This is a genomic window from Fulvivirga maritima, assembly GCF_021389955.1.
Lineage (GTDB): Bacteria > Bacteroidota > Bacteroidia > Cytophagales > Cyclobacteriaceae > Fulvivirga > Fulvivirga maritima.
On the sequence record NZ_CP089980.1, the window covers coordinates 3,141,311 to 3,162,712 of the forward strand.

The window sequence follows — 21,402 nt, forward strand, 5'->3', positions numbered from 1 at the left end:
ATTAAAAAAGCCCGCAATTCGGGCTTTTTTAATGTTTATATCGAAAGATAAAGAAAGGATTAATTTTCTTTATTACTCATTTTCTTTCTATCACTCTCGTTAAGATAAATCTTTCTCATTCTCATTGATTTAGGAGTAACTTCAAGATATTCATCTTTTTGAATGTATTCTAAAGCTTCTTCTAAAGAGAATTTTTTAGCGGGAGCAATTTTTGCGTTGCTGTCAGATCCTGAAGCTCTCATGTTAGTAAGCTTTTTACCTTTCTGTATGTTTACAACAAGGTCATTGTCTCTTGAGTGCTCACCAATTACTTGGCCCATGTATAGATCTTCACCCGGATCTACGAAGAAAATACCTCTGTCCTGAAGCTTATCAATTGAGTAAGCAGTAGAAGGACCTGATTCCATAGAAATTAAAGATCCATTGATTCTACCAGGGATCTCACCTTTATAAGGAGCATATTCTTTGAACCTGTGAGTCATGATAGCTTCTCCAGCAGTAGCTGTTAAGATGTTATTTCTTAAGCCTATGATTCCTCTTGCAGGGATGTCAAACTCAAGGTGTTGTAAGTCACCCTTAGGTTCCATGATCTTCATTTCACCTTTTTTAGCGCTAACTAGCTCTATCACTTTTCCAGATGTTTCTTGAGGTACATCTACTACTAAGTGCTCTATAGGTTCATGTTTTACGCCATCTATTTCTTTAATTAAAACCTGAGGCTGACCTACTTGTAATTCGTAGCCTTCTCTTCTCATTGTTTCAATTAATACAGATAAGTGAAGAATACCTCTTCCAAATACATTAAATCTGTCTTCTGAAGTAGTGTCTTCTATTCTTAAAGCTAAGTTCTTCTCAGTTTCTTTGTATAAACGATCGCGAAGGTGTCTTGAAGTCACAAACTTACCTTCTTTACCGAAGAATGGAGAGTTGTTAATAGTAAATAACATACTCATGGTAGGCTCGTCAATAGCAATACGAGGAAGAGGTTGAGGATTTTCCAGGCTGGTTACTGTATCTCCTAATTCAAAATCTTCAATACCTACTAAAGCACATATTTCACCTGAAGAGGCCTCTGGCACACGCTTTTTGCCTAATCCTTCAAAAATATGAACCTCTCTAACTTTTTGTCTTTTTACACTACCATCGGCTTTAGTTAAACCTACTGTGTCACCTTCTTTTACAATACCTTGGTTAATACGACCAATGGCTATTCTTCCTACATAAGATGAGAAGTCAAGTGAAGTAACCTGCATTTGTAGTACACCTTCGTTTTGCGGTGCTGGTGGTATAAATTCCACTATAGCATCTAAAAGAGGTATAATGTTGTCAGTAGGCTGATTCCAGTCTGTGTTCATCCATCCTTGTTTAGATGAACCATACAAAGTAGGGAAATCTAGCTGCTCTTCTGTAGCGTCCAGGTTAAACATCAGGTCAAAAACCTGCTCATGAACCTCGTCAGGACGACAGTTTTCTTTATCCACCTTATTTACAACCACTATTGGTTTAAGACCTAATGAAAGGGCTTTACCTAGTACGAAGCGTGTTTGTGGCATAGGGCCTTCAAATGCATCAACCAATAGTATTACACCATCGGCCATTTTTAAAACCCTTTCTACTTCTCCTCCAAAATCGGCGTGACCAGGAGTGTCTATGATGTTAATCTTTACATCATTGTATCGAACGGAAACGTTCTTAGACACGATAGTAATGCCTCTTTCTTTTTCTAAGTCCTCGTTATCAAGAATAAGGTCGTCTGACTCTTCATTTTCTCTTAATATTTTTGAGGCATGGATAATTTTGTCAACCAAGGTAGTTTTACCGTGGTCAACGTGAGCTATAATAGCTACATTTCTAATATTTTGCATAGACTGAAATTGAGCTGCAAAGCTAATAATTTAAAAGCAAACAAATGTTATCGAAATTCAATTTTACAAGCCATACATTTATTTGTGTAAATAAGTTTCATGTTTTTGAAGCAAAAGACTATTTACGAGGTGTGACAAGAAAATCAAAGATTTGTTTAATTGATTATAAGAAAACTTACTATTGTTACAAAGTGGGTGTGTACTATAAATAACTAAGAGTATATAATTAAGTATATACTCGTAGCTTTTACAAGGTAACCTTATGTCGTGGAGAAAATTTTACTTCCCTCGATCTGATCTTTTTTATGATTGTGTTTTCATAACCAGTTGTTATTCAGTTTTTTTCAAGAATAAGTCTTTTGTTGAAATGATGAACAATAAGCCTTGTGCGCGCTATTCAGGCTTATGTTAGGTTTTTGTTAAAATTGCCCCTGATCTTCCATGGTAAACCCACTCATGGGCTTGGCTAAGGTGTGTTTCTGGCTCTTCTGTTTCGTGTTTTTAGATATATTTTCCCTTTTTACCGTGATGAAAGAGAAGCTGGCTATGATTGCTAGTGCGAGGGTCGTTATTATAAGTTTAGTTTTCATGTTCGAGTTCAGTTTATAAGGTTGTGAGTAAGTTGAGTTCAGTAATCAAAATCCACCAGTTTCGGAGATAGCAGATCCGTCTCCGGATACGTGTCTGGCTTCAGTTTGAGGAGTCACTTCTTCTTCATTGCAAGAAGAGAATATTGAAGCTACAGGAATGGCTAATAGAGTGATTAAGATTAATTTTTTCATGTTCGAGTTCAGTTTATAAGTAAGTTGAGTTTAGTAATTAAAATCCACCAGTTTCGGAGATGGCAGATCCGTCTCCGGATACGTGTCTTGCTTCAGTTTGAGGAGTCACTTCTTCTTCATTGCAAGAAGAGAACATTGAAGCTACAGGAATGGCTAATAGAGTGATTAAGATTAATTTTTTCATGTTCGAGTTCAGTTTATAAGTAAGTTGAGTTTAGTAATTAAAATCCACCAGTTTCGGAGATGGCAGATCCGTCTCCGGATACGTGTCTTGCTTCAGTTTGAGGAGTCACTTCTTCTTCGTTGCAAGAAGAGAACATTGAAGCTACAGGAATGGCTAATAGAGTGATTAAGATTAATTTTTTCATGTTCGAGTTCAGTTTATAAGTAAGTTGAGTTCAGTAATTAAAATCCACCAGTTTCGGAGATAGCAGATCCGTCTCCGGATTCGTGTCTGGACAGGCTTGTTGGTTTTACCTCCTCTTCGGAGCAGGCATAAGTGATAATTGATAATAAAATCAGTGTTAAAATTGTAAATAGTTTGCTTTTCATATTATAATTGATTTTAGATTTAGACTTCTTTTGATTTTTGTTTTAATTTATTGCTGTCACTATTTAAAAGCCTTATTTATGGGTAAAATATTACATGTATAATTACTTATCCTTACTTGGTTGATGTTTGTTTTAGTGTGAAGGAGAGACAAAAATGATAGAATGAATTGCTAAAAAATAATCAACTGTTAACTAAAACTTACTTGTGTGTTTCTTGAATAAGTTATTTATAAAAACCCTTGTCTTAATTTTTGCTTTTTTCTGCAGTTCAGTAGTTTATGGGGAGAGTGATGTTGATTCTTTGAAGACGCAATTGAAAAAAGTCAATTATAAGAGTAAAGCAGAAGTTGCTAGGCAACTTTTTGTAGCCTATAGAAATATAGATCTTGATTCTGCTTTGATTTATGCTCGGGTGTCGAGTGAATATGCATCATATGTAGGCGATAGTTTGACAATTTCTCGAGCGGAATTTTGTATTGGGTGGGTTTATGAGCGTAAAGGATATTATCAGGATGCTGTTCAGCACTATCATAAGTCTTTGCAAATAGCTAATGAAAATGGCTTTGATGATCGCAAAAAGTACATTTTAAACAATCTCGGTAATGCTAATTACTTCTTTGGTAACTATGATGATGCTCTTAGGTATCATTTAGAATCACTTAAGCTTAGAGAACGTGAAGGGAATTTGGTAGAAGTGGCTATTTCTTGTAATAACATCGGTCTGGTTTATTATAAGATTAGAGATTTTGATAAGGCGATTAATTTTTTTGATCGTGCTTTGAAGATAAAGAAGGAGATAGGTGATGATACAGATTTGGAAAGTATCCTTATCAATTTAGGTTTATGTTATTCTGAGTTAAATAGATATAAAGAGGCCTTAGAGTTTTTTGATAGGATTTTGGCTCTTTGTGAGGTAGGTTGTGAAGATCGGATGAAAATAGAAGCCTACAATGGAGCAGGAATAGCGTATTATTCGTTAGGAGAGATTAAGAAGGCTAAGATGTATTTTGAGGCTTCAAATAAATTGGCTATTGATGATGATTTTCAAATGTATCATGTCATTAATGATCACTTCTTAGCTAAAGTTCTTTTAGCGGAGCAAAATACTGAAGGGGCTATATCTTACTTGATGAAAAGTTTAAGAGGGGCAGAGAATTTAAGATATAGGACATGGATAAGAGATAATTATCAATTGTTAGCAGAAATAAATGCTTTGCGTAAAAAGTATGAAGAAGCCTACTATTATCAAAGGAGATATGATTCATTAAATAGTCAGGTGTTAAATGAAGAAGTAATCCAAAATCTGGCTAAGATTCAGATTGAATATCAGGAGCGTGAGAATATGGAGACTATTAGTATGCAGCAGTCTCAAATATCACGAAGAACTACCTTGCTACTGCTTTCGGGCATTATTATTTTTCTGGCGTTGGTTATCCTGGTTATTCTGTATAGAAATAATTTCCATAGGCGTAAGGTGAATGAAAAATTGTCTGAGGCTAATGAAACTATTGAAAGGCAAAATCATGAGCTGACAGATATAAATGTGAAGCTGGAAGAAAAGGTGCGAGACAGAACTAAAGAGTTAAAAGATTCTAATGCGGCACTTTTAAAGTCTAACCATGAGCTGGATAATTTTATCTATAAAACTTCTCATGATATAAGGGGGCCGCTGGCAACTTTACAAGGTATTTGTAATGTGGCTTTAATTGATATAAAAGATGCAAAGGCGGTTGATTATTTTAAGAAGCTCGGTAGTACAGCTAAAAAACTCAATGAGATTCTTTCCAAACTGTTGATTATAAATCAGATCAACAATTCATTAATTACAGAAGAAAGGGTTGATTTTAATGACCTGATCGAAAATGTAATAGTTAAACAGAAGAAGAATCAATCGGGCAAGAAGGTTAAAATAAGCAAAGAGATAGATGATCATCTTTACTTTAAAAGTGATGTAGAATTGCTTAAGATAATTTTAAATAACCTCATAGGTAATGCCTTTAAGTTCTATAATACCTCCAGTCGGGTAGATTCATTTGTACATATTACTGTGAAGAAGTTAAAGGCCGACGATGTAGAAATACGAGTGATTGATAATGGAATAGGTATTGAGGATAAGGCTTCTATTAAAATTTTTGAGATTTTCTCTAAAGCTTCAGAAATGGGAGATTCAGCGGGCTTAGGGCTCTATCTGGTAAAATTGGCTGTAGAAAAATTAGAAGGTGATATTTCTTTAAAAAGAACAGAAGAAGGATTTACTTGCTTTACCGTCAGATTTTCGAATTCTTAAGATTTTGATTTTCCATATATCAAAATAGAATGCGGATGTTTCCGCCTCTTTCCTGCTTGTTAGTTAATAAACAGCTAAGAAATTTTATCTTTGCAGCATTAATTCTGATAAATGATGCAAGATACTGATACGAACTTTAAAAGACATACTATTACCGCCGCATTACCTTATGCTAATGGCCCTGTACATATTGGGCATTTGGCAGGGGTGTACGTACCGGCTGATATTTATGTAAGATACCTGAAAAGTAAAAAGGAAGATGTAGTTTTTGTCTGCGGATCTGATGAGCATGGTGTTGCTATTACTTTAAGAGCAAAAAAAGAAGGAGTAACGCCAAAAGAGGTTGTAGATAAATACCATACCCTGATTAAAGATTCCTTTGAGCAATTTGGGATCGACTTTGATATTTACTCCAGAACATCATCCGAAGTGCATAAGCAGACTTCAATGGATATGTTTAAAAAGCTCTATGACATGGGAGTGTTTGAGGAGCAAACTTCTAAGCAATACTATGATGAAAAGAGTAAGCTGTTTTTGGCTGATCGATATATCATAGGTACTTGCCCTAAATGTGGATACGATCAGGCCTATGGAGATCAGTGCGAAAAGTGTGGATCATCTCTAAGTCCTGCAGAATTAATTAATCCTAAGTCAGCTTTAAGTGGAGATGAACCTGTGCTTAAAGAAACCAAGCACTGGTATTTTCCTATGGATAAGTACGAGCCTTGGTTGAAGGAGTGGATACTGGAAGATCATAAAGAGTGGAAGACTAATGTGTATGGCCAGTGTAAGTCATGGTTAGATGGTGGTTTAGCGCCCAGGGCGATGACCAGAGATCTGGACTGGGGAGTGCCTGTGCCTGTAGAAGGAGCTGAAGGCAAGGTGCTATACGTTTGGTTTGATGCACCTATCGGCTATATTTCTGCTACTAAAGAGTGGGCTGAGCAAAATGGTAAAAACTGGGAGCCATATTGGAAGGATAAAGACTCAAGATTACTTCACTTTATTGGTAAGGATAATATTGTGTTTCACTGTATCATCTTCCCAAGCATATTGCATGTAGATGGTGATTATATATTGCCAGATAATGTTCCTGCTAATGAGTTCTTAAATCTTGAAGGAAATAAAATTAGTACATCTAAAAACTGGGCGGTTTGGCTGCATGAGTTTTTAGAAGATTTGCCTGGTAAAGAAGATGTACTTAGGTATGTGTTATGTGCTAATGCTCCTGAAACAAAGGATAATGACTTTACCTGGAAAGACTTCCAGACTCGTAATAACAGTGAGCTGGTAGCTATATTCGGCAATTTTATTAATAGAGCAGTAGTGCTTACTAATAAGTATTATGAAGGCGAAATTCCTGAAAAAGGAGAGTTGTTTGATATAGACAAGGAAACCATTGAGAAGGTAAAGGCTGCTCCTCAGAAAATAGCTAATGCGCTAGATGCATTTAAATTTAGAGAAGCAATGTCTGAGTTTATAGATTTAGCCAGAACAGGAAATAAATACCTGGCTGATACTGAACCTTGGAAGTTGATAAAGACCAACCCTAACAGAGTGAAGACCATTATGAATATAGGTCTTCAGATCGCCGCTAATCTGGCGATTGTAGGGGAGCCGTTCTTACCTAAAACTATCAATAAATTAAATGGCATTTTAAACTTTTCAGGAAAGCTGTGGGCCGATGCCGGATCTGTTGATTTGCTGCCTGATGGTCATAAAATAGGAGAGGCTGAATTATTGTTTGAGAAAATTGAAGATGACGTAGTGCAAAAGCAGATGGATAAACTAGAGGCAACTAAAAAAACTAATGAGCAGGAAGTAAAAGCTGCTGTAGCTAAAGAACAAGAGGCTGCTCCGGCAGAATCTAATGTAAAGGCTGAGATCAATTTTGATGACTTTATGAAAATTGATATCAGAGTAGGGACTATTCTTGAAGCTGAAAAAATGCCAAAATCTAAAAAGCTATTGAAGATGTTGGTAGATACAGGGATTGACAAGAGGACCATTTTAAGTGGTATTGCTGAGCATTATTCACCCGAAGAGGTGATAGGTCAGCAGGTGTCTGTTTTAGTGAATTTGGCCCCTAGAAAAATGATGGGAGTAGAATCTCAGGGAATGATATTGATGGCTGAAGATACTGATGGTACATTAAGATTTGTGCAGCCTTCAGAAAAGGTGAATCCTGGATCAGGAATAAGTTAATAATTATAAGCTGAAAATATAATAGAGGGTGTTTGGTATTACTAAACACCCTTTTTTATTAATCATTAAATTCATTCATGGTTCTTGTTGCTCCAATGGTGCAAAAGGAGAGGGTCATATCAATAGCTTTATCCATAATAAAAGGCAGCTCTTCAAATTCCTTTTTTGTGAATGGACTTAGTACATAATCTATTTGCTGACCTTTAGCATAGTTATCACCAATTCCCATCTTTAGACGAGAGTAGTTGTTGCCTCCGGTAAGCTGTTCAATATTTTTAAGCCCATTATGTCCTGCTGCTGATCCCTTCATGCGCAGACGCAGGTTGCCAAAAGGAATAGCAATATCATCTACTAATACTAATAGGTTCTCTTTGGGTATTTTAAGCTCTTTAAGCCAATAGTTAACAGCTTTACCACTCAGGTTCATATAGGTGGTAGGCTTTATTAGGTGTATCTGCCTCGACTTATACTTAAATTCTGCTTTCTCAGCCAGACGCTCATTGTTAAATTTAAAGCCATGCACGTCAGCCATTCTGTCTAGTGTAAGAAAACCGATGTTATGTCTGGTTAGCTCATACTCTGCGCCAATGTTTCCTAAACCTGCTATTAAGTACTTCATGCTTTTTTAAAATAATAAGGAGGGGGTTAAACTAAAAAATCCTGCCCATAGAGAGCAGGATTTTCTTAAATGAATTTTGTTAGACTTATTCAGTCTCTTCTGCTTCAGTTTCTTCTGCTTCAGCAGTTTGCTTACCTCTAAGTGCTCTTGGTATTTCTACTACAGCTACAGAAGCGATTTTAGTATCAAGGATTTCGAAGTTATCTTCTGCGATCTCTTGTACTTTTATAGCTTTTCCGAAGTCTAAGCCGCTAAGATCTACAGTGATATGCTCAGGCATATGCTTAGGAAGCGACTGAATTCTTAAGTGTCTTCTTTTCTTAATAAGAGTACCCCCTTTGGCTACACCTGGAGATTCTCCTTCGAAATGAACAGGAATATCCATTTTAATGGTTTTTCCTTCGAAGATTTGCAAGAAGTCAACATGAAGAATTACTTCACTTACTGGGTGAAACTGGATATCTTGTAAGATAGCCTGATACTCATCTCCCTCAATGTTCAAATGCACAAAGTGTGCTTCATCTGTGTACACTAATTCTCTGAAAAGAATCATTGGTGCATAAAAGTGTATCTGCTCATCACCACCATAAATTACGCAAGGAACATTTCCTTCTGCGCGCAACTTCTTGGAATCTGATTTGCCGAGATTTGCTCTTTTATACCCTATAACCTCAACTGTTTTCATTGTAATTATAATTTATATGTGAGTAAATAAAATTCTTAAGAACGGATGAATAATGAGCTGATAGACTCATGATCATGTATTTTTCTGATTGCTTTAGCAAAAAGGTCAGATACACTGAGTACTTTTATTTTAGAGCAATCTTGTTTCAGAGGCAGGGTGTCTGTAGTTACCAGCTCTTCCAGCTCTGAGTTTTCTATGTTTTCGTAGGCTTTGCCAGATAGTATCGGGTGAGTGGCTACTGCTCTTACAGATTTAGCTCCTTTGTCTTTTAAAAGAGCGGCTGCTTTGCATATAGTGCCTCCGGTATCTATTAGGTCATCTATCATTACTACGTCTTTGCCTTCTACGTCTCCAATAAGTCTCATAGATGCTACTTCGTTGGCTTTTTCACGGTACTTATCACAAACTACCATTTCAGCTCTAAAGAACTTAGCGAAGCTTCTGGTTCTTTTTACACCACCTACATCAGGAGAAGCAAAAATGATATCTTCCAATTTCAGAGATCTGATGTAAGGAATAAATATTGAAGTACCATCTAAGTGATCTAAAGGAATATCAAAAAATCCCTGGATCTGATCAGCATGAAGGTCACAAGTCATAATTCTGTCTGCGCCTGCGGCTGATAATAAGTTAGCCATGAGCTTGGCTGCTATAGCTACTCTTGGTTTATCTTTTCTGTCCTGACGTGCATAACCGAAATAAGGAACCACTACAGTTACATACTTAGCGCTAGCTCTTTTAGCAGCATCGATAAGTAAAAGTAATTCCAAAAAGTTATCAGCAGGGGGAAAAGTTGATTGTATCAAAAAGACATCACTTCCTCTTACAGATTCAGTAAAGAAAGGAGACATTTCACCGTCACTAAATTTCTGAAGCGTGACTTCTCCTAAAGGCTTACCGTATGACTGAGCAATTTTTTCAGCCAAGTATTGAGTTGATTTTCCGGAGAAGATCTTTACTGATGACATCTTTTTAAGTTTGGCATTTTTAAAACAAAAAAGGCGGACTATATAATGTCCGCCTGAGTTGCCCGACTAGGGCTCGAACCTAGACTCTTCTGAACCAAAATCAGACGTGTTGCCAGTTACACCATCGGGCAATCTTGTTTCCCTCATTTTTGGGATGGCAAAAGTAGTATTAATTTTTAAAAATGAAAACTTCCGGGTAGAAATTTTTAAAAATATTTTACGGAGTCTGAGAAAGTATCTTTTTCTGCTCTTCCATGAAGCCGTCTGCGAAGAACTGATACTTGTTTAGAATGGATTTTACGGCGTTATTGACGTCTCTAATGTCAGAAAAGTTTACACGGCCATAGTAGTCTGTAGCATAGCCTTGCCAGATAGAAGCTTTTTGTTTTCTGTCAAAAATCTGAATAAGCAGGGTGCCTTCTTTCATACCAATCTTTAATCGGTTGTATTCAAGGTCACGATTTTGCTTGGTCATCCAGTCTTCTATTTTAGGTTGGTTGTAACCTCTGAAGTTCAGGCTGTCTACAAACACCCTGAAAGATAGTAGTAAATCGGGCTTGTTGTCCTTTCTTTTATAGCCAAGAAATTTCATGTGAGATTCTATCGCCCTCTTGATTACCTCGCCGTTAGAGGCTAGTTCCTGGTTCTCTGCCTGCAGCAAGAAGTCATAACTACTGTATTTGTCAAAACGACCTTTGTAGCTGTAGTCATATTCTACAGGTAGTTCACGATAAGAGAAGCACGATACTAATATTAGAGATAGTATTCCGATGGATAGGAAGTGAGAGCGTGATTTCATACTTAATGAGGTTTAAAACAGAGCCTATATAAATATAATATAATAGGCCCTGTTTTAATAACATTTAATCTGAAATGTTTAATGAAATCCGCTATTTGCGAGTAGTTACTTATGTGTTTCTAACCATGCCTTAGCGTTCGTAAATGCCTCTATCCATGGTGATACTTCATCTTGTCTGCCTTCAGGGTAATATGCCCAGTTGTGAGGGTATATAGAACGCTCCAAATGAGGCATTATAGCGAGGTGTCTGCCATCTTTAGAGCAAACAGCAGCTGTACTATGATCTGAGTCGTTAGGGTTGCCAGGATACGCCTTATAAGCGTATTTAGCTACTATGTTATAAGCGGACTCAGCCTCTGGTAATACAAACTTACCTTCACCATGTGCTACCCATACGCCCAGCTTGCTGCCGCCCAGGGAGCTAAACATTACACTTTCGTTTTCTGGTATATCAACAGATATAAAGCTCGATTCAAACTTCTCTGAACTGTTATGATGCATGGTAGGGTGATTCTTAATCTCAGGGAATAAGAGGCCTAATTCCATCATTAACTGACAACCGTTACATACGCCTAAGCTGAGTGTATCTTTTCTGCTATAGAAATTATCAAGGGCTTGTTTCGCCTTTTCGTTATAAAGGAATGCTCCAGCCCACCCTTTGGCTGATCCTAGTACATCAGAGTTAGAGAAGCCACCTACAAATACTATGAGATTTACATCAGAAAGATCATCTCTACCACTGATCAGGTCAGTCATGTGAACATCTTTCACATCAAAGCCTGCCATGTGCATCATCCAAGCCATTTCACGGTCACCATTCACTCCTTTTTCTCTAATGATAGCCGCTTTATAGCCTGTCTCTTCTTTTCTATTTAAATCAATGCCATATTGATCTAGCTTGCCAGTGAAATGTGCCGGAAACTGATAAGAAAGAGGTTGCTTTTTGTAGTTTTCAAAACGAGCCTGAGCTAAGTCAGCACCTGATTGCTTTTTATCTAACAGATAAGAGGTTTTAAACCATACGTCTCTTAGTTCTTTTACATCAAGATCTAAAGCTGTATCGTTATGGTTGATGGTAACACGCCCGCTGTTATTAGTTGTACCTATAACATAAGCGTTGATGTCTACCTTTTTGAAATCATTAACAATGCTATCATCAGCTACCTGAATAAGTACTCCTGGTTGTTCACTAAAAAGTACTTTTAAAGTATCCGCTTCAGGAATATCGTTTAGAGATATTTCAAGGCCTGAATTTTCTGTAGGGAAGCACATTTCAAGCAGCGCTGTGATCATACCTCCGGCAGAAATATCATGACCTGCCAATATTTTATTTTCCAGCACCAATAGCTGAATTTCAGCAAAGGCCTTTTTGAAATAAAAAGCATCTTTTATAGTAGGAGCAGTGCTGCCTAGCTTGTTAAGTACCTGAGCAAAGCTACTGCCACCCAGCTTGTAATCATCATCAGAAAAATCTATGTATATGATGTGAGAGTTAGCTTCTGGCTTAAGGTTAGGAGATACTACCTGATTGATGTTGCTTACTTCGCCTACGGAGCTGATTATAACCGTTCCTGGAGAATAAACTACATCGCCATCAGGGTATTTTTGGGTCATAGAAAGTGAATCTTTACCCGTAGGGATGTTGATGTCCAATTCCTGAGCAAATTCACTTACAGCTTTCACGGCATTGTATAATCTGCTGTTTTCGCCTTCTACTTTGGCTGGCCACATCCAGTTGGCACTTAAAGAAACTCCTTTAAGTCCATGAGTAAGTGGAGCCCAAACTAAGTTAGTGAGTGCTTCAGCTATTGAAAGCTTGGAGCCTGCATCAGGATCTATAAGAGCGGAAACAGGAGCATGGCCAATAGAAGTGGCTATTCCTTTAGTCCCTTTATAGTCTAGTGCCATTACGCCCAGGTTGTTAAGAGGAAGCTGTACAGGCCCACAAGTCTGTTGTTTCGCTACCTTTCCTGAAACACATCGGTCCACTTTGTTAGTTAACCAGTCTTTACAAGCTACACCTTCCAGTTGTAATACTGATTCTAAATATTCTTTGATTTGCTCTGAGCTATAAGTTAACTCAGCATAGTTGCTGGCTTTATCTTCATCTTCCAATATAGTTTTTGGAGATGAGCCGAACATATGAGACAGATCCCAATCTATAGGATTCTTGCCTGTCTTTTTATTTTCAAACTTAAAATGATCATCACCGGTAGCGTGGCCTACAGCATACATAGGAGAGCGCTCTCTGTCGGCTACTTTTTTAAGGTAATCAAGGTCTTTACTTTTCATTACCAAGCCCATTCTTTCCTGAGATTCGTTACCTACTATCTCTTTATCAGAAAGTGTAGGATCACCCACAGGCAGCTTGTTTACATCTATGGTTCCACCGGTTTCTTCTACCAGCTCAGAGAGGCAGTTTAGGTGGCCACCAGCACCATGATCATGAATAGAGATGATAGGGTTCTCATCGCTTTCTACCATAGCTCTGATAGTATTCATCACCCTTTTTTGCATTTCAGGGTTAGAGCGCTGTATGGCATTAAGCTCTATAGAGTTGCCAAATTCTCCGGTAGCTACTGAAGAAACGGCTCCACCACCCATACCAATACGGTAGTTGTCCCCTCCAAGTATTACTATTTCGTCTCCTTTTTCTGGGGATGCTTTTAAGCTGTCATGCTTCTTGCCAAACCCAATTCCACCGGCCAGCATGATCACTTTATCAAATCCGAATTTTTTGTCGTTCTCTTCGTGCTCAAAAGTGAGTAAGCTTCCGCAAATAAGAGGTTGACCAAACTTATTACCAAAATCACTGGCACCATCAGACGCTTTAATAAGGATGTCCATAGGCGTTTGGTACAACCATTTTCTAGGTTGTATGTTCTCTTCCCACTTTCTTCCTTCCTCTAGTCGGGAGTATGAAGTCATATATACAGCAGTTCCTGCTAATGGCAAGCTGCCTTTTCCTCCTGCTAGTCTATCTCTAATCTCTCCTCCAGATCCTGTGGCAGCACCGTTAAATGGTTCTACTGTGGTAGGGAAGTTATGGGTTTCCGCTTTTAAGCTGATAACCGTATCTATTTCTTTAGTAGTGAAATAATCAGGCTTATCAGGTGTTTTGGGTGAAAATTGTTCCGCTTTAGGGCCTTGAATAAAGGCTACATTATCCTTATAAGCAGAAACTATGTAATTCGGGTTTTTAGTAGATGTTTCTTTTATCATCTGGAAAAGGGATTTATCCATTTCTTTTCCGTTAATAATGAAAACACCATTAAATATTTTATGCCTGCAGTGCTCTGAGTTTACCTGAGAGAAGCCAAAAACTTCACTATCGGTGAGCTTTCTGTCTAATTTTTTACTTACTCCTTCCAGATATTCTACTTCTTCTTCGCTAAGGGCCAGGCCTTCTTTTTTATTGAAAGTAGAGATATCATCAATCTCTATTACCGGATCAGGACTTTTAGCAATAGTGAAAAGTTGCTGATCAAGGTTATGATAGAGAACTTCCAGCATAGGATCATATTCAGCTGATCGCTCTTCTACCTGAGTAAATTGCTCGATCCTTTTAATTCCTTCTATGCCCATATTCTGGGTGATCTCCACGGCATTCGTGCTCCATGGGGTAATCATTTCTTTGCGAGGTCCTACAAAATAACCCTCTAACTGAGGTGCTTCTATAGTTTCTGCTTGCCCAAAAAGCCACTTTAGCTTGTTAATGTCTGCTTCCTGGAGCTGCTGTGAAAGGTCTACTGCGTAATACTGTTGACCTTGTGATCGGAAAAACTGGATCATTAAAATTGAGGATTTGAATAGTTAATGTTTTTCACCGCAAAAGTAGAAAAAAGAATTATATTATGCCTTAAGAATCAGGGCGTACCTGATGATGGGTCAAAATGCTCGCTAGCTTTAAAAATGGGATAAAACCATTTTACGATTGTTTTTTTGAAGAAAAATTAAACATTAAGGTGGCTATTATCCTTAAATAATAAAGCATAAATTATTTTATGAGCAAAAATAAGGTTCTTATAAAGTATGGAGGCAACGCCATGCAAAGTGAAGACTTGAAGAATCAAATCGCCCAAAAAATCAAAATTTTACATGAATCTGGATTTGAGGTGCTTTTGATGCATGGAGGAGGCCCGTTTATTAACAAAGCACTGGAGCTAGCCGGTATTGAGTCTGAGTTTTTTGATGGACAAAGGCATACTAGCGCCGAAGCATTGGTGCATATTGAAAGAGCACTAAAAGGTGAAGTGAATAGCTCTCTGGTAGGTTTGCTTAACAAAACCGGACTGAAAGCTGTAGGTCTGAGCGGAAAAGACGGTATGCTGGCTATAGCTGAAAAAAGATGGCACGTGCCTTTATCGGGAGGTGAGAAGATAGACCTGGGGCAGGTAGGGGACGTAAAGAGCATGAATACTGATTTGCCACAGCGATTGCTCACTGCAGGTTATATTCCGGTAGTTACCTGTATCGCTTCTGATGATGAGGGGAATGACTATAATATTAATGCGGATATGTTTGCCGGCCATTTGGCTGCAGCCTTAGAGGTAGATGAATATGTGCTGCTTACTGATGTAGACGGCCTTTTTGAAAATTATCCTGACCCTGACTCCATTTTACATAGTGTAAAGCTTAGCGATATTGAAGCGATGTATGGAGATATTATTACCGGAGGTATGATCCCCAAGCTGGAGTCTTGCGAGATAGCCATGAAAAATGGTGCAGCCAGGGCTACCATCCTGAATGGTACTAAGCCAGAGCAGATCACAGATTATTTATTGCATAGAAAATCAATAGGTACAACAATACAGAAATGATGAGTTATACTAATGAAGAATTATATCAGCAGGATAAAAATAATTATCTGCCTACATTCAAACGATTTCCCTTGGCCTTTGCAAAAGGTAAGGGGAGCAGACTGTGGGATGTAGAAGGAAAAGAATATATTGATATGCTGGCGGGCATAGCAGTTTGTAATGTAGGGCATAGCCACCCTAAAGTGGTGGAGGCTGTGCAGAAACAAGCGGCAGAGCTTATGCATATTTCTAATTTCTTTGTGACCTTGCCACAGGTAGAGCTGAGCAAAAAGCTCAAAGAAATTAGTGGTCTTGATCATGTTTTCATAACCAATAGTGGCGCTGAATCTGTAGAAGGTGCTATAAAAGTGGCTCGTAAATACGCACATAAGCATGGTCGGGGAGGAGAGGTGATTTCTATGACCAAATCTTTTCACGGTCGTACGCTGGGTACTATCGCCACTGGCCAGGCTAAATATCAGCAAGGTTTTGAACCTATTCCCACAGGTTTTAAGCAAGTAGAATTTAATAACCTTGAAGCTCTTAAGTCAACTATTAGCCAGGAAACGGCGGCTATTATTTTAGAGCCTGTGCAAGGTGAAGGAGGTATTAACCCTGTGGATAAGGACTATTTGCAAGCGATAAGAGAAATCTGTACAGAAGAAAAAATTGCTTTGATTTTTGACGAAGTGCAATGTGGAATCGGTCGTACAGGGAAGTGGTTTGCGAAGGATCATTATGGAGTGCAGCCCGATGTTATGACACTGGCCAAAGGGCTTGGTGGAGGTTTCCCGATAGGAGCTTTTGTATGTGATTCAAAAATTAGTGATGCTATTAATTATGGAGATCACGGTACCACTTTTGGAGGTAATCCATTAGCCTGTTCTTCAGCTTTAGCTACGTTATCAGTTATAGAAGAAGAGAATTTGTTAGATGCAGCCACTGAGAAGGGAGCATGGGTGAAAGCTGAATTTGAAAAAATGAAAGCTGAGCATGGTGAGATAAAATACATTCGTGGACTTGGACTTATGATAGGTATTGAGTTATCTCAGCCAGCGGCTCCGGTGGTGAAACTGCTTTTAGAAAAAGGTATTATAGCTAATGCTACCGCTGATACGGTGCTAAGACTAGTGCCTTCTTTAAATATACCTGAAGAAGATTTGAAGCAAGTGGTGGAAGAAATAGAAAAGTGTTTAGCAGAAACCATGATAGAACAATGAGTAATACGCGAAAAAAAGTAGCAATTGTAGGAGCTTCTGGTTATACAGGTTCCGAACTCGCTCGTTTTTTACTGCATCACCCAGAGGTAGAAATTGCCATGATCACCTCTGAAACGCACGAAGGAAAGCCATTTTCTACTTTACATCCTCAGTTTACCGGGCAGCTTGATATGCCTTTGGTATCCGCACAAAGAGTAACTGATGAGCCTTTGGATGTTGTTTTTCTGGCATTGCCACACGGTGTTTCTATGAATTTTGTGATGCAATGGGCAGATAAATCATTTAAAATTATTGATCTCAGTGGAGACTTCAGGTTAAAAAACTCTGAAGTGTATGAGCACTGGTATAAGAAAGATCATAATTATGAAAAAGGATTTGATCATGCTGTATATGGATTGCCAGAGCTACATAAAGATGATATAGTACAATCAGATTTGGTGGCTAATCCAGGCTGTTATCCTACTACTTCTACGCTAGGAGTAGCTCCATTGGTAGCCGAAAAACTGATAGATATAGAAGGCATTATAATAGATGCTAAATCAGGAATTACTGGAGCAGGTATAAAGCCTAGCCTTACCACCCACTTTTCTAATGTTAATGATAATTTCAAGGCCTATGGAGTAAAAAGTCATCGGCATACTATTGAAATAGAAGAGCAGCTAGGATTTCTTAATGAAGGAGAAGTGAAGGTTCAATTTACACCTCACCTGCTACCGCTAGATAGAGGAATACTGGCTACCAGCTATTCTACTCCACTAAACGACATGACCCAGGAAAAGCTGGACGATTTATACCAATCTTTTTATGAAGAAAAGCCATTTGTAAGGGTGAGAGAATCTTTACCTACTTTGAAAGACGTGAGAGGTAGTAATTACTGTGATGTGCACCCTGTGTGGGATGAACGTACTAACAGAATAATGGTTTTTTCGGCCATTGATAATCTTGTAAAAGGAGCCGCAGGGCAGGCTATTCAGAATATGAACCTGATGCTTGGCTTTGAAGAAACCTCAGGCCTATTACTTAATCCATTGAAACCATAAACCAACAATACTATCGAAGATCAAATGATTCAAAATATTACAAATGTAAAAGGTATCAAATGCTGGGGAGCACACACCGGAATCAAGTCTATGAGACGTGATCTGGCTATAATCTACTCAGAGGTGCCTTGTGCCGCAGCAGCTTGTTTTACCCAAAATAAAGTGCAGGCAGAGCCGGTGAAATTGAGTATTAAACACATGAAAGATAACCGGGCTCAGGTAATAGTATGTAATGCTGGTAATGCTAATGCATGTACCGGAGAGCAAGGCCGAATTGGAGCAGAAGCTATGGCTAATACTGTAGCTGAAGAACTAAAAATACCGGTAGAAGATGTGATAGTAGCCTCAACAGGGCTCATAGGAGAGCCTTTTCCTACTGATGATATTGTGAAGGGAATAAAAGAAAATATTCCTAAATTATCTAATACGGCCAAGGCAGGATCTTTTACTGCTAATGCTATTCTTACTACAGATACTTTCCCTAAAGAAGGCTTTCTTGAATTTGACTGTGATGGCACTAAAGTAGCGCTGGGCGGCATGGCTAAAGGATCAGGTATGATTCATCCAAACATGGCTACTATGCTGTCTTTTGTGGTTACGGATATTAATATAGATGAGAAATTACTGGATGAAGCGGTAAAGTACTGTGTAGAGAGAACTTTTAATATGATTACTGTAGATGGTGATACTTCTACTAATGATATGGTGGCAGTATTGGCAAACGGTCTGGCTGGTAATAAGAAGATTAAAACCAAAAGCGATCCTAACTATCAGCTGTTTAGAGAAAAGCTTATGCAGCTGCTTACACACCTGGCCAAATTAATTATCTCTGATGGCGAAGGTGCCTCTAAGTTTATAGAGTATAAAGTTACTAAGGCCAGAACTGAGAATAATGCCAGAACTTTAGTGAAAGCGATCTCTGATTCTACACTAGTTAAAACGGCTATGTTTGGCCGTGATCCTAACTGGGGGAGAATAATAGCTGCCTGCGGTAATGCTGGCGTTCCTTTTGATTATACCAAGGCCGATTTATACATTGGAGATAATAGTAACCTGGTGCAGGTGCTTAAGAAAGGATCTCCTGCAGATTATGATAAGGCATATATAAAGAAACTGCTGAGAGAATCTCACATCCGTATAGTCCTGGAGCTACATAAGGGTAGTGAAGAGAGCACAGGTTGGGGCTCAGACCTTACTACAGATTATGTGATGTTTAATTCAGTATATACTACCTAAATAAAAGCAAAACAGCCACTGGTACTAATCTTCCCAGTGGCTGTTATTCTAAATCAGAAATACTTTTTGTAATTATCTTCATCTTGCCAAAATTCACGACACTTTTGTATCTGTTCTTCTTTAAAGTGTTCGTCATTTTTCAATTCTTTCCATTCTCCATAACCCAGCTGCTCGGCTAGTTTATAGAAACGGTCTCCTTGTCCATTCTTTTTATCCTGAACCATTACACTGATGAGCGGGCGATCTTCCTCATGCTCTTCTTCTGAAATCTCATCCAGAATAGTTCCTAAAAGTTGTTTCTCATGTTTAATGTCAAGGTTAAGGCCTAGCTCAGTAGTGTTGATCAATCTCCTGTAGGAAATAGGAGCACTATCTGTTCGGGCCAATTGGATTAGCTTATTTCTTACTCTCGAATTCAAACTTTTTTAGATCTTGTTAAACAAAAAATAATAGCCAATTTTAAGAAAAATTAAAATTTTTAGCCACTTACTAGCTACTAATGTGCTCAGAAACTTTGTGAATCAGATGGTTATGAGCAGATTTTATTAAAACTATTTTATAATCGGTGATTTTTTTAATAAGCGGCTGCATATGTTGGGGTGTAATTACCTTATCTAAAGTGCCCAGATAAAAAGTCACTGGGATGTGGTTTTTAGTTAACAAATGGCTGATTTTCTTCATCTTAAATTTTAGGTGAGAAAATACTATCCATGAATAATATACCCTTTTTCTTTTCTCTAAGCTGTCCATTTGGCTGGCAGCGAATTTTGATAAGCTGCGATCAATAAATTTTAATTTTTCTGCCGTTCTAAGAATGCTAAAAAAAAGTTGAGGCTTCTGTATCATACTTTTAAAAACCTTCTTTAAACCTATAGGAGATGTGGCTAACTGATACCAAATATTAGGTTTAATGCCATCAGGAGCAATAAATATCAGTTCTATAATTCTTTCTGGAATGGCCTCTAGTGTGGCAAGTACAAATTTAGCTCCTATGCTAAAGCCCATCAGAGCTACTTCTTTAATTTTAAGGCTAGCGAGGAAAGCAGTTATTATTTCTGCCCATATAGCTTTGCTAAGCGGAGTATCTTCATGAGACCAATAACTATTGCCATGAAAAAATAAATCAAAGCTATAAATGGTAAATTCTTTGCCTATAATATTAGCCATTGGTCCGAATGCACGACCGTTCTGACCAAAACCATGAAAAGCCAGCATCACTTTTTCGCCACTGCCGTAAGTGTAATAGTTAATTTGATGCTCCTTAAAATGGAAATTGTTCTCAGTCATAAGGCAAATCAAAAAAAAAGTAGGCACTTATAAAATATTTTATAAAATCATACGACTACAGTAGGGATGTCAGTTGATGATTCAATATCGATAAATATTCATATGGTGCAAAGTCAGCAAGAGACCATAGAAAAAGAGAGAGGAAGGCTTCTCAGTTTTATTCGTGCCCGTGTGAATAATGTGGAAGATGCTGAAGATATATTGCAAGATGTACTATACCAGTTTGTAGATGGGTATGGCACCATTCGCTCTATAGAAAAGGCTACATCTTGGCTGTTTCGGGTGGCCAGAAATAAAATCATAGATTCTTATCGTAAGCGCAGTGTCCGGTCTGATAACGTGAAACTGGATCAGGTAGGTTATGATAATGAAGATGGTAGTTTAATGTTAAAAGATATTCTGCCAGATATAGAAGACACTCCGGAGGAGATACATTTTAGAGAAGTAATTTGGGAAGCTATTAATGTCGCTCTCAATGAGCTTCCTGCTGAGCAAAGAGAGGTTTTTGTACTTCATGAATTTGAAGATCAGAGCTTTAAAGAAATATCAGCCAAATTGGATACACCTGTGAATACCCTCATTTCGAGGAAAAGGTATGCCATTTTAGCACTGAGAAAGAAATTAGAAAATTTATATAAGGAGTTATAATTATGAGACCAGGAAAGGGAAAGAAAATAGCCTTGGTAATATTAGCGGTGCTAGCTTTTATAGCACTGTTTGGTTACATTGTAATGACTTTGTGGAACTGGCTTGTGCCTGATTTATTCAACGGCCCCACAGTTACCTATGTACAGGCTATAGGATTGCTCGTATTATGTAAATTACTTTTTGGAGGCTTTCATGGCAAAGGCGGACCTAAAGATAGGTGGAAAGAAAAATGGAGGAGCATGAGCCCCGAGCAGCGAGAAGGATTAAAGCGGAAATTTGCTGCTAAATGGAAATGCGATTCTCACCAAAAAGAACCCACAGATTCAGCGGAGAAGTGTTAATTATTGGGTGATGTTAATGTTTTGTTATTAAACCAGAATTTTCTTCATCCTGAACCCTGGAAACTATTT

The 21,402-nt window shown here is 38.0% G+C and carries 20 protein-coding genes and 1 tRNA gene; 8 read left to right on the forward strand and 13 right to left on the reverse strand.

The features are described 5' to 3' along the window. Positions 1 to 59: 59 nt before the first annotated feature. The 5 genes from typA to LVD15_RS13550 form a co-directional block, all read right to left on the reverse strand. Positions 60 to 1,865: a translational GTPase TypA gene (typA, locus tag LVD15_RS13530; protein WP_233780852.1), complete on the reverse strand. Its 1,806-nt coding sequence runs from the start codon at positions 1,863 to 1,865 to the stop codon at positions 60 to 62. A gap of 419 nt (positions 1,866 to 2,284) precedes the next feature. Beyond that, positions 2,285 to 2,455, reverse strand: coding sequence for a hypothetical protein (locus LVD15_RS13535; RefSeq protein WP_233780853.1), 171 nt, complete (start codon positions 2,453 to 2,455; stop codon positions 2,285 to 2,287). 45 nt (positions 2,456 to 2,500) lie between these two features. Beyond that, the gene (locus LVD15_RS13540; protein WP_233780854.1) at positions 2,501 to 2,647 is read right to left on the reverse strand and encodes a hypothetical protein; all 147 of its coding nucleotides are present in this window, start codon (positions 2,645 to 2,647) and stop codon (positions 2,501 to 2,503) included. Positions 2,648 to 2,684: 37 nt separating this feature from the next. Continuing rightward, positions 2,685 to 2,831: a hypothetical protein gene (locus LVD15_RS13545; protein WP_233780855.1), complete on the reverse strand. Its 147-nt coding sequence runs from the start codon at positions 2,829 to 2,831 to the stop codon at positions 2,685 to 2,687. A 37-nt stretch (positions 2,832 to 2,868) separates the two neighbouring features. Beyond that, entirely contained in the window at positions 2,869 to 3,015 is a 147-nt protein-coding gene (locus tag LVD15_RS13550; RefSeq protein WP_233780855.1) for a hypothetical protein, read from the reverse strand. A gap of 389 nt (positions 3,016 to 3,404) precedes the next feature. Here LVD15_RS13550 and LVD15_RS13555 point away from each other — a divergent pair, with 389 nt between their 5' ends. Continuing rightward, on the forward strand, positions 3,405 to 5,486 hold the full coding sequence (locus LVD15_RS13555) for a tetratricopeptide repeat protein (RefSeq protein WP_502798042.1): 2,082 nt from the start codon (positions 3,405 to 3,407) through the stop codon (positions 5,484 to 5,486). 111 nt (positions 5,487 to 5,597) lie between these two features. Further along, positions 5,598 to 7,691: a methionine--tRNA ligase gene (metG, locus tag LVD15_RS13560; RefSeq protein WP_255763401.1), complete on the forward strand. Its 2,094-nt coding sequence runs from the start codon at positions 5,598 to 5,600 to the stop codon at positions 7,689 to 7,691. Between the two features lie 58 nt (positions 7,692 to 7,749). On the opposite strand, the gene pth is transcribed toward metG, so the two are convergent. The 6 genes from pth to purL form a co-directional block, all read right to left on the reverse strand. Then, on the reverse strand, positions 7,750 to 8,310 hold the full coding sequence (gene pth / locus LVD15_RS13565) for an aminoacyl-tRNA hydrolase (protein ID WP_233780857.1): 561 nt from the start codon (positions 8,308 to 8,310) through the stop codon (positions 7,750 to 7,752). A gap of 85 nt (positions 8,311 to 8,395) precedes the next feature. After that, on the reverse strand, positions 8,396 to 8,995 hold the full coding sequence (locus LVD15_RS13570) for a 50S ribosomal protein L25/general stress protein Ctc (protein WP_233780858.1): 600 nt from the start codon (positions 8,993 to 8,995) through the stop codon (positions 8,396 to 8,398). Positions 8,996 to 9,030: 35 nt separating this feature from the next. Then, on the reverse strand, positions 9,031 to 9,963 hold the full coding sequence (locus tag LVD15_RS13575) for a ribose-phosphate pyrophosphokinase (protein WP_233780860.1): 933 nt from the start codon (positions 9,961 to 9,963) through the stop codon (positions 9,031 to 9,033). Between the two features lie 58 nt (positions 9,964 to 10,021). Beyond that, positions 10,022 to 10,094, reverse strand: a tRNA-Gln gene (locus LVD15_RS13580). An 86-nt stretch (positions 10,095 to 10,180) separates the two neighbouring features. Then, positions 10,181 to 10,762 carry a DUF4136 domain-containing protein gene (locus LVD15_RS13585; protein WP_233780862.1) on the reverse strand — a complete coding sequence of 194 codons (582 nt, stop codon included), beginning with the start codon at positions 10,760 to 10,762 and terminating at the stop codon, positions 10,181 to 10,183. A 105-nt stretch (positions 10,763 to 10,867) separates the two neighbouring features. Then, positions 10,868 to 14,554 (reverse strand): phosphoribosylformylglycinamidine synthase, encoded by a 3,687-nt coding sequence (gene purL, locus LVD15_RS13590; RefSeq protein WP_233780864.1) that lies wholly within the window; start codon positions 14,552 to 14,554, stop codon positions 10,868 to 10,870. Positions 14,555 to 14,766: 212 nt separating this feature from the next. Between purL and argB the strand changes: the two genes are divergently transcribed. From argB to argJ, 4 genes are read left to right on the forward strand one after another with little or no spacing between them, the layout of a single operon-like run. Beyond that, positions 14,767 to 15,582, forward strand: coding sequence for an acetylglutamate kinase (argB, locus tag LVD15_RS13595; protein WP_233780865.1), 816 nt, complete (start codon positions 14,767 to 14,769; stop codon positions 15,580 to 15,582). Further along, entirely contained in the window at positions 15,579 to 16,781 is a 1,203-nt protein-coding gene (locus LVD15_RS13600; protein WP_306416960.1) for an aspartate aminotransferase family protein, read from the forward strand. Before argB ends, LVD15_RS13600 begins: the two co-directional genes overlap by 4 nt. Then, a complete protein-coding gene (argC, locus tag LVD15_RS13605; RefSeq protein ID WP_233780867.1) occupies positions 16,778 to 17,821 on the forward strand; it encodes an N-acetyl-gamma-glutamyl-phosphate reductase in 1,044 nt (347 codons plus the stop codon). Before LVD15_RS13600 ends, argC begins: the two co-directional genes overlap by 4 nt. A gap of 24 nt (positions 17,822 to 17,845) precedes the next feature. Continuing rightward, positions 17,846 to 19,057, forward strand: coding sequence for a bifunctional glutamate N-acetyltransferase/amino-acid acetyltransferase ArgJ (gene argJ, locus LVD15_RS13610; RefSeq protein ID WP_233780869.1), 1,212 nt, complete (start codon positions 17,846 to 17,848; stop codon positions 19,055 to 19,057). A gap of 53 nt (positions 19,058 to 19,110) precedes the next feature. On the opposite strand, the gene LVD15_RS13615 is transcribed toward argJ, so the two are convergent. Together LVD15_RS13615 and LVD15_RS13620 are read right to left on the reverse strand one after the other, a co-directional pair. Beyond that, positions 19,111 to 19,476: a hypothetical protein gene (locus tag LVD15_RS13615; protein WP_233780870.1), complete on the reverse strand. Its 366-nt coding sequence runs from the start codon at positions 19,474 to 19,476 to the stop codon at positions 19,111 to 19,113. 70 nt (positions 19,477 to 19,546) lie between these two features. Then, positions 19,547 to 20,344, reverse strand: coding sequence for an alpha/beta fold hydrolase (locus LVD15_RS13620; protein ID WP_233780872.1), 798 nt, complete (start codon positions 20,342 to 20,344; stop codon positions 19,547 to 19,549). A 66-nt stretch (positions 20,345 to 20,410) separates the two neighbouring features. Here LVD15_RS13620 and LVD15_RS13625 point away from each other — a divergent pair, with 66 nt between their 5' ends. Both LVD15_RS13625 and LVD15_RS13630 read left to right on the forward strand, forming a co-directional pair. Further along, positions 20,411 to 20,992 (forward strand): RNA polymerase sigma factor, encoded by a 582-nt coding sequence (locus LVD15_RS13625; RefSeq protein WP_233780874.1) that lies wholly within the window; start codon positions 20,411 to 20,413, stop codon positions 20,990 to 20,992. A 2-nt stretch (positions 20,993 to 20,994) separates the two neighbouring features. Further along, positions 20,995 to 21,333: a hypothetical protein gene (locus LVD15_RS13630; protein WP_233780876.1), complete on the forward strand. Its 339-nt coding sequence runs from the start codon at positions 20,995 to 20,997 to the stop codon at positions 21,331 to 21,333. The last annotated feature ends 69 nt before the right edge of the window (positions 21,334 to 21,402 follow it).